General features: G+C 72.4%; 8 protein-coding genes. 3 read left to right on the top strand and 5 right to left on the bottom strand.

What is annotated here, in order from left to right:
• Positions 1 to 52: 52 nt before the first annotated feature.
• From ADL01_RS19445 to ADL01_RS19425, 5 genes are all read right to left on the bottom strand, one after another.
• A complete protein-coding gene (locus ADL01_RS19445; RefSeq protein ID WP_053743284.1) occupies positions 53 to 874 on the bottom strand; it encodes an AfsR/SARP family transcriptional regulator in 822 nt (273 codons plus the stop codon).
• Positions 875 to 902: 28 nt separating this feature from the next.
• Complete coding sequence (locus ADL01_RS19440) at positions 903 to 1,664, bottom strand: thioesterase II family protein (RefSeq protein WP_053743283.1); 762 nt, start codon at positions 1,662 to 1,664, stop codon at positions 903 to 905.
• A gap of 75 nt (positions 1,665 to 1,739) precedes the next feature.
• Positions 1,740 to 2,492: a 4'-phosphopantetheinyl transferase family protein gene (locus tag ADL01_RS19435; protein ID WP_234354718.1), complete on the bottom strand. Its 753-nt coding sequence runs from the start codon at positions 2,490 to 2,492 to the stop codon at positions 1,740 to 1,742.
• Positions 2,493 to 2,978: 486 nt separating this feature from the next.
• Complete coding sequence (locus tag ADL01_RS19430) at positions 2,979 to 4,721, bottom strand: acyl-CoA dehydrogenase family protein (protein ID WP_053743281.1); 1,743 nt, start codon at positions 4,719 to 4,721, stop codon at positions 2,979 to 2,981.
• Between the two features lie 52 nt (positions 4,722 to 4,773).
• Complete coding sequence (locus tag ADL01_RS19425) at positions 4,774 to 4,986, bottom strand: DUF6059 family protein (RefSeq protein ID WP_053743280.1); 213 nt, start codon at positions 4,984 to 4,986, stop codon at positions 4,774 to 4,776.
• Positions 4,987 to 5,220: 234 nt separating this feature from the next.
• Between ADL01_RS19425 and ADL01_RS19420 the strand changes: the two genes are divergently transcribed.
• The 3 genes from ADL01_RS19420 (at position 5,221) to ADL01_RS19415 (ending at position 8,055) form a co-directional block, all read left to right on the top strand.
• On the top strand, positions 5,221 to 5,901 hold the full coding sequence (locus tag ADL01_RS19420; protein ID WP_053743279.1) for a hypothetical protein: 681 nt from the start codon (positions 5,221 to 5,223) through the stop codon (positions 5,899 to 5,901).
• Between the two features lie 82 nt (positions 5,902 to 5,983).
• Positions 5,984 to 6,193, top strand: coding sequence for an acyl-CoA carboxylase subunit epsilon (locus ADL01_RS42230; RefSeq protein ID WP_078960618.1), 210 nt, complete (start codon positions 5,984 to 5,986; stop codon positions 6,191 to 6,193).
• Positions 6,194 to 6,315: 122 nt separating this feature from the next.
• A complete protein-coding gene (locus tag ADL01_RS19415) occupies positions 6,316 to 8,055 on the top strand; it encodes a fatty acyl-AMP ligase (RefSeq protein ID WP_078960617.1) in 1,740 nt (579 codons plus the stop codon).
• Positions 8,056 to 8,076: the final 21 nt, after the last annotated feature.

Genomic DNA, 8,076 nt, shown 5'->3' with positions numbered 1-8,076 from the left:
CTGAGGGGGACGGGGGGACGGCGAGGAACAGGGGAGCCGGGGCGCCGTGGTGTCAGCCGACCTTGGCCAGCCGGCCCGGCGACAGCGCGTCGTCCAGGTCCAGCAGGGAGGAGCCGAGGACCGCGCGCTGGAGGTCCTCGATCGAGCGCGACGGGTCCAGCCCGAGGTTCTGGCCGAGGGCGGTACGCAACTGCTGGTAGGTGCCCAGCGCGTCGCCCCGGCGCCCGGCACGGTACAGCGCGACCATCAACTGGCCGTGGATGCCCTCGTGCAACGGATACCGGGCGGCCAGTCCGGAGAGCTCACCGATGAGCGCGTGATGGCGCCCGAGTCTCAGGTCCGCCTCGATGCGCCCGTGCAGCACGCTCATGCGTGACTCCTCCAGGCGGGTGGCCTCCACCTCCAGCAGCGAACCGCACTGCACGTCGACCAGGGCCCGGCCGTGCCACAGGGCGAGCGCCCGGCCCAGCAGGTCCGAGGCCGCCGCCCAGTCGCCCTGCTCCAGTGACCGGTGCCCGGCCGCGGACAGGGCCTCGTACTCCTGCATGTCGAACAAGCCGCCCTGGGTGTCGAGCAGATACCCCCCGGGCTCGGTGATCAGTACGCTCTTCGCCCCGTTCGGCAGGCCGGCGCAGTCCTCGTCGAGTGCGGCGGCGATGAGGGTGCGCAGCTGAAGGATGTAGGTCTGCAGGGTGGTCTGGACGCTGCGCGGCGGTGCCTCCCCCCAGACCTCCTCCACCAGTGCGGACACCGAGACCAGTTGGTTTGCCTGGAGGGCGAGAAGGGCGAGTACCTTGCGGGGCTTGACGGCAGTCGGTGTCACCGACACTCCCGACTGAGTCGCCCTGAACGGGCCGAGTACGCTGATGTCCATCCGCGGATCTCCTTCCACAACGAACATTTCAGCCGACGCGGGGCAGCCACATTTCGCTCTGCAGTGCCTCTTTGACGGCTAGGGGTAGCTCACGGCCGCGGACGAAGAAATGCGCGCCGGGCATCATCCGGAAGTGGAACCCGGAGGTGGTGGAGCGCTCCCACGCCCGAACCTCCGCGGCGCTCACCATCCGGTCGTCCCGGCCCGCGAAGGCCCACAGGGGGCACGGCAGTCGGGCGGGCGGAGCCGAGCGCAGACTGCGCGCGAGTCGCAGGTCCGCCCGGAGCGTGGTGAGAGTGGCGCGCAGCCACTCGGGGCGCTCGAGCAACAGCTTGGGCACGCTCTCCTCGTCCGCGAGCAGGCCCACCAACTGCTCGTCGGTCACCCCGGGCAGCGCCGCGGCTTCCAGTAGACGTGAGGGCAACTGCGGAGCGGGGCAGGCGCCGACGAGCACGACCTCCGGCGGCCTGCGGCCGGTGGCGACAAGATGCAGGGCGAGCCGGTGGGCGACGAGCGCCCCGAGGCTGTGCCCGTAGAAGGCGTACGGTTCGTCGAGCAGCGGACCGAAATCCTCCGTGAGCGTCTCGACGAGCTGCTGGGCGTCTGTGAACGGGGGCTCCCGCAGCAGGGACTCCCTGCCCGGCAGCCGTACCGGGAGGACCGAGACACCGGGCCCGATCCGCTGCCGCCAGCCGGCGAACGCCATGGCGCCCGCTCCCGCGTGGTGAAAGCACAGCAGTCTGCGCGCCGAGCTGTCGGCCGGCGGCCGAGTTGCGAGATAACGATGCATCTTGCCGACCCCCCTTCCGTGCTGTGCGTTCCGGCCAGACGGCGTTGAGCGTCACAGCAGCCTCTGGAAGGGCGCTCAACGAGTGGTAGAGCGGGGGTCGGAGAGTGGCGGCGCCAGAAGCGGGGCGCCGATCGAGCGCGGCCGAGCGCCGAAGCCGGGGTCGTGGACGGCCGTACTCACCAGGTACTCGTCCTCCAGCAGTCGGCTGCTGAACGACCACTCCTCGCCCGGGACCGGGCACCCGTCCGGGCGCAGCATGCGTATCCGCTGGTCACCCGGGTCGAAGCCGAACCCGGTGAAGGGGAAGCGCAGGCCCTGGCCGATCGCCTTGCTGTACGCCTCCTTCAGCGTCCACAGCCGCACCAGCTCCCTGTTGCGGTCCTCCTCCGCCATGCCCCGCAGCGCCTCCAGCTCGTACGGCGTGCACACCTGGCGTTCCGTGCCCAGGCTCAGCATCCGTCGGTCGGCGAGCTCGATGTCGACCCCGATCCGGCCGTGCCGGGCGAGCCCCACCACCAGGAACTCCTCGGTGTGGCTCAGGCTCACGTCCAGCTGGTCGACGCCGCGCAGATAGGGCCGTCCGCCCGGCCGGTACGCGAGTTCCAGGTCCTCCGGCGGGGTGTCGAGGACCGCGCCCGCCGCGGACTTCAGCAGCAGCCGGGAGGCGGCGAACCGCTGGCGCAGCCGCGGCTGGGTGATCCGCTCGAGCCGGGCGGAGTCCTGGCCGAGGGCCGCGGCCAGCCGGTCGGGGTCCAGAGCGCCGGGCAGCCAGTCGGCGACGGCCGCGTAGACGACCGACGTTCCCGCCGAGTCGAGTTCGCGGCGCACGTTCCGCCAGGGGTCCCCGGGGCCTGCGCGGGGCCGAGGAGGCATCAGCGCACCGGCGGGTGGCCTGGGCCGTGTCCGCAAAGTCCCGCTTGCCCCGCGACGCCCGGCACGCCCTCTCGCCGCACCGGGCGAAAACCCACGTACATCCGGTACGAGGGCTTCCGCCCGGCACGCCGAGAGCACGCACCAGACGCCGCGAGGCCCGCCCTCCGGGCGGACGACGGGACTTCGCGGGCACGACCTAGGGCCTGTTGCGAAAGTCCCGCCTGCCCCGCGACGCCCGGCACGCGCTCGCGCGGCACCGCGCGAAAACCCGCGTACATCCGGTACATCCGGTACGAGGGCTTCCGCCCGGTACGCCGAGAGCGCGCACTGTACGCCGCGGGGCCCGCCTTCCGGGCGGACGACGGGACTTCGCGGACACGCCCCAGGCCCTCGGGCGACGTCCGTTCGTCGGTTCTCGGCGTCATCGGGAGCCTCTTGTTCTCATCGGCCGATCAGAGTCGCGTACAGGTCGTAGCTGCGGGCGTCGTCGAAGCGGTGCAGCAGCTCGGCGAGCAGCCGCTCCTCCCCGAGGCGGGGAGGTTCCGGCGTACCGGGGTCGAGTCTGCGCAGGATGCGGGAGAGCACCATGACCGCCCAGGCCGGGCCGGCGAGGAAGTCGTCGGGGGAGCCGCTGTGGTGGCGCCGCACGCCCAGACAGGCCGCGCCCGCGACGATCAGGGCGTACCGCTCGGCCAGCGCGTAGCCCCGCACCTCAGGGCTGCCGCCGCGCCGGTTCGCCAGGTCGGCGCAGGCCCGCCTGAACCGCGCCAGTTCGGCGTCGAGCGCGGTGGCGTACCCGGCCAGCGCCTTCTCCAGCTCCCCGCCGTCGGCTGCGGACGCCTGCCACAGGGTGGACTCCAGCGTCCCGAGGAGTGAGTCCACGGCGGCGGGCCGGGTCAGCTCCTCGGGGCGCGGGCCGGGCAGTTCGGGGCCGAACGGCTGGAACAGCGCGGCCGGGACCTCCTCGTCCCCGGGCGCCCGCAGCCGGGGCAGCCGGCCGAGGTGCGTCACGATCGCCGCACGGCTCGCCGTACTGCCCACCGGACCCAGGCCGATCATCGGCAGGTCGCGGGCCGCCTTCTGGAAGACGGCGTACGGTCCCCGGCTCGCGTACGACTCGGAGCCGAGCACGATGGACAGGTCGTACACCATCTCGTTGAGCACCGTCGGCAGCAGGTACTTCACCACGGCGCTCAGCGCGGGGCCCTCCCGGGGCAGCAGGTGCAGCGCCCGGGTCGCGACCAGGGCCAGCGCGTCGCACAGCAGGAGGTCGGTGAACGCGTCGATGAGCGCCGTGCGGGTGCGGGGCGTGTGCAGCGAGGCCCTGCTGCGCGACCGGTGCGAGCGGGCGAAGGCGACCGCGGTGCGCAGCGCCGTGTCGGCGCAGCCCAGGGCCATGGAGGGGCCGACGCAGCGGATGACGGGGAAGGCGCGCGCGGCCAGTTCGGCCGCGCCGTGCGGCGGCCCGAGCAACTGGTCGGCCGTCAGCGGGTATCCGGTGAACTCCAGGCCGTTGACCAGGCAGCCGCGCAGGCCGACGGTGGAGCGCCTGGGCAGCGGCCGGTAGCCCGGCGTGCCCGGCTCCGGCGTCCCGATGAGGAACGCGCTGGGGCCGCCGCCCGCGTCCCCCCTGGGGTGGGCGAACAGCAGCAGGGATGCCGCCCGCGAGGCGTTGTTGAGTGCCTCCTTGCGGCCGTCGAGCAGGAAACCGTCACCGTGCGGGGCCGTGGTGAAGCCGTTCTGCAGAAAGTCGTTCCCCCCGGCGGGCTCCGGATAGGCGCAGGCCATCCGCCCGCCGGACAGCAGCAGTTCGGCGGTGTCGCGTCGCTGCCCGGCCGACCCTCCGGCCCAGACGACCGCCGCGGCCATGTACGTGCTCATCCCGTAGCCCAGCCCCAGCGACGCGTCCCGCCGGAACACCGACCGCATCACCCGCGCCAGCGCGTCCAGTCGCAGCAGTCTGCCGCCCAGCTCCCTGGGCACGAACTCGGCGTTGAGCCGGAAGTCGTCGAGCAGCCGCTCGGCCGCCGGCAGCAGGCGCCGTTCCGCGTCGGCCGCCATGAACTGCTGCGCCCCCAGGGGGTTGCCCGGGTCGTCCAGATCCCCCCAGTCGTGTTCGAGCCGGGCGATCCGCTCCTCCACAGCCGCCCCGTCGAGGTCCGCCCCGCCCGCCGCAACCGACATCGCTCCCTACCGTCCTCCCGTGAACCGGGCTAGGCCGTGCCCGCCCCGGGAATCAAAGGCGCCGCCAGTCCAGTGGCTCGAGTTGGGCCCGCCGGGGATGGGCGGCCGGACTCTCTTCCTTCTCGGGCCAGTCGAAGAGGTCCTTCGGCGGCGGCCCCGGCAGCCACAACCAGCCGTAGATCACCAGGGCCCGTCCCACCGGCCGCAGCAGCCGCTTCGCCGTGGCCAGGGCGAGCGCACTGAGTTCCTTGTTGGTGCCGGACATGTCGTGGGTCCCTCCAGCGTGGAAAACACGGTGGAAAGCACAGTCGCAACCGGTGCTCAACCAGGCCTCGAGGAACTCTCGCAACGAAACCGGAACGACGAGTTCGGGCCATCTGCACTACGGACTCGAGTCGGACTCGAGCGTTTCTTGCTCGGATACAGGGTGCGGGCCGCGTAGGCGCGCGTCGCCGGCCCATTCCGATGGGATCATCAGGCCCCCGAAGGACGGTGTGCTGTGTCGCGCAACACGGCGAGCGGGGAGAGATGGGAACCGCGTCCGGCCGACATCCAGGGCGAGCGGGGCGAATGCGTCGTCGCCGTGCGGTGGTTCGAGCTCAACGACGAAGGGGTCCGGGAGAGCTTCGAGTGCGAACTGGAACGCAACGCACAACACCAGCAGCACCAGACGGGCAGCAGGGGCCAGGTGATCCTACGGTCGCTGGACCGGCCTCGCAGCTATCTGCACCTCAGCTGCTGGCGTTCGTTCGGCACCCTGTTGAGCGCGATCCACACCGGCACCTCCAGCGCCCAGCTCGACCGGCTCGGCCTGCTCGCCCACATCGAGCCCGGCCAGGCGGTGGGAGTGGGACGGATGGGTGCCCGCTGCTCCATGGCCGACGCCGCTCACGCGGTGCTGGTGGAGGCGCTGCTCGACGGTGAGGCGGCCCAGTTCGAGCTGGACTTCGGCGCCCTCGCCGGCCAGTTCATGCGCGACTCCGACTGCATGGGCGGCCACCTGCTGCGGTCCACGACCGACCCGCGCGGATACCTCGGCCTGATCTGGTGGAGCAGCGCACAGCGCTGTGACGACGCCCTGCGCAGCAGCCGGTTCACCGACCGGCGGCTGAGGCTGGAGAGCACCACGGCCCGGCTCACCGTCGAACGGGCGCGGGTCACCGGGGAGGACCGGTCCTGACCGCCGGGCCCGCGCAGGCCGCTCCACCTTCCTGCGGCTGTCGCGCGACCGGCGTTCAAGCAGACGGGTACACGCTGGTGCCATGTCCGAACCAAAGCTCCTCAAAGTGGTCCGGGGGCAGCCGGACGAGACCGAACTGGCCGCTGTGACCGCCGTGCTGCTGGCACAACTGCGAGCCCGCGGACACCCCGCAGGACCCGATCCCGCCTCCGGCGGGTCGACCCGGCGGCGTGCCGAATGGGGTCCGGGGCGGTTGCGTCACCGCTCCGCGGTCGCCTGGTCCGCCAGGTGACCCGTCACGCTCCCCGTCCGACGTGGGAGTTCGCGGGGCTCAGACAAGGGATCCCATGTCTCCCCGGTGGTCAGGTCCGGGCCCGGGGGTGGCGCCGACGGAACACACGTGAGGGGGAGGCGTTGACCAGTCATCGGAACTTCACCGAACTCATGCTGGCCAGGGCCGCGCGGACACCGGGCCGGGACGCGCTGCTCCTGCTGCCGGACAGCGCGGAGCGAGGACGGCCGAAGTCCGTTTCCTATCTGAGCCTGGACGCCTCCGCCCGGCGGCTCGCGGGCTGGCTGCAGAGCCAGAACGCCGTCGGCGAGCGGGTGTTGCTCGTGCACCGCTCCCGCCACCAGTTCGCCGTCAGTTTCCTGGCCTGTCTGTACGCCGGGGCCATCGCCGTGCCCGCTCCACCGGGCGGCGGACGCGCCCACCACGAGGAGCGGATCGCCGGGATCGTCAAGGACACCGCTCCGTGCGTCACGCTCACGGACGCCGCTCTGGCACCCGAGGTGTCCCGGCTGCTGGCCCGCTGCGGGCACGGGAACACGCCCTGTCTGCCCGGAGACGCGGTGCCGGCCGCACCGCCCTGGAGCCTGCCCGACCTGCCTTCCGACACCGTCGCCTATCTCCAGTACACCTCGGGTTCCACCGGACAGCCGCACGGCGTGGTGGTCACCCACGAGAACCTCCTCGCCAACCAGCAGGCGATCCACGACGCGCTGAGAACCGAGCCCGGGTCGCGGATGGGCGGCTGGCTTCCCCTCCACCACGACATGGGCCTCGTCGGTCAGTTGCTCCACCCGCTCTGGCTGGGCGGTACCTCCGTCATGCTCCCCGCCGAGGCGTTCATCCGGCATCCGGTGCGCTGGCTGGAGGCCGTCAGCAGCCATGGGATCACCGTCAGCGGTGCCCCGGACTTCGCGTACGACCTCTGCCTGCGCCGGGTGTCCGACGAGCAGCTCCACGGTCTCGACCTCTCCGGCTGGCGCACCGCCGTCTCCGGTGGTGAACCCGTCCGCTCGGAGACGCTGCGGGACTTCGCCGAGCGGTTCGCCCCCGCCGGGTTCCGGGCCCAGTCCTTCACCGCGTGCTACGGCCTCGCCGAGGCCACCCTGCTGGTCGCCGGCAGCCGGGGCACGCAACCGCGTCGCGAACGCACGGTGGACGCGCAGGCTCTGGAACGCCACCTGTGGCGGGAGCCGACCCCGGGGCGGCCGACCCGGCGGCTGCCCTCCTGCGGCTCTGCCGTCGGCTGCGAGATCCGGATCGTCGACCCGGAGACCCGGGCGGTCGTCCCGGACGGGCGGATCGGGGAGATCTGGGTCCGGGGCGCCGGGGTGGCCCAGGGCTACTGGCGTGACCTGGGCAAGACGGCGCGAGTCTTCCGCGCCTCGACGGCCGACGGCGAGCGCGACTTCATGCGGACCGGAGACCTCGGCACGCTGGACGACGGCCATCTCTATGTGACCGGCCGGCTCAAGGACGTGATCGTGGTGGCGGGACGGAACCTGTACCCCCAGGACGTGGAGCGCACCGTGCAGCGGGTCAACGCCCTGTTCGGCCCGGGGACCGCCTTCGCCGTTCCCGGTGAGCGCGAGCGCGTGGTGGTCGTTCAGGAGCTGCGCACCCGCACCGGTTACGACCTCGACCTCGCCGCACTCGCCACCCAGGTGGAGCGCTGCCTCACCGAGGAGTTCGACGTACACGTCGGTGGGATCCTGCTGGTCCGCCCCGGCACCGTGCGCCGCACGACCAGCGGCAAGGTGGAGCGTTCCGCGATGCGCGAACTCTTCCTGCGCGGCCGGATCCGTCCTCTGCACCAGGAGCTCGACAGGGATCTGGCGACGGGTCTGGACGCACTGGCCGGATGATCCAGGGCGACGGAGGGGACT

The organism is Streptomyces sp. NRRL WC-3618 (assembly GCF_001280005.1).
Lineage (GTDB): Bacteria > Actinomycetota > Actinomycetes > Streptomycetales > Streptomycetaceae > Streptomyces.
This window is presented reverse-complemented; position numbering and strand designations above follow the sequence as displayed.

Bases quoted from the DNA above. Each gene is read 5' to 3' on its own strand.
- ADL01_RS19445 (WP_053743284.1), bottom strand. From the start codon at position 874: ATGGACATCAGCGTACTCGGCCCGTTCAGGGCGACTCAGTCGGGAGTG.
- ADL01_RS19440 (WP_053743283.1), bottom strand. From the start codon at position 1,664: ATGCATCGTTATCTCGCAACTCGGCCGCCGGCCGACAGCTCGGCGCGC.
- ADL01_RS19430 (WP_053743281.1), bottom strand. From the start codon at position 4,721: ATGTCGGTTGCGGCGGGCGGGGCGGACCTCGACGGGGCGGCTGTGGAG.
- ADL01_RS19425 (WP_053743280.1), bottom strand. From the start codon at position 4,986: ATGTCCGGCACCAACAAGGAACTCAGTGCGCTCGCCCTGGCCACGGCG.
- ADL01_RS42230 (WP_078960618.1), top strand. From the start codon at position 5,984: ATGTCCGAACCAAAGCTCCTCAAAGTGGTCCGGGGGCAGCCGGACGAG.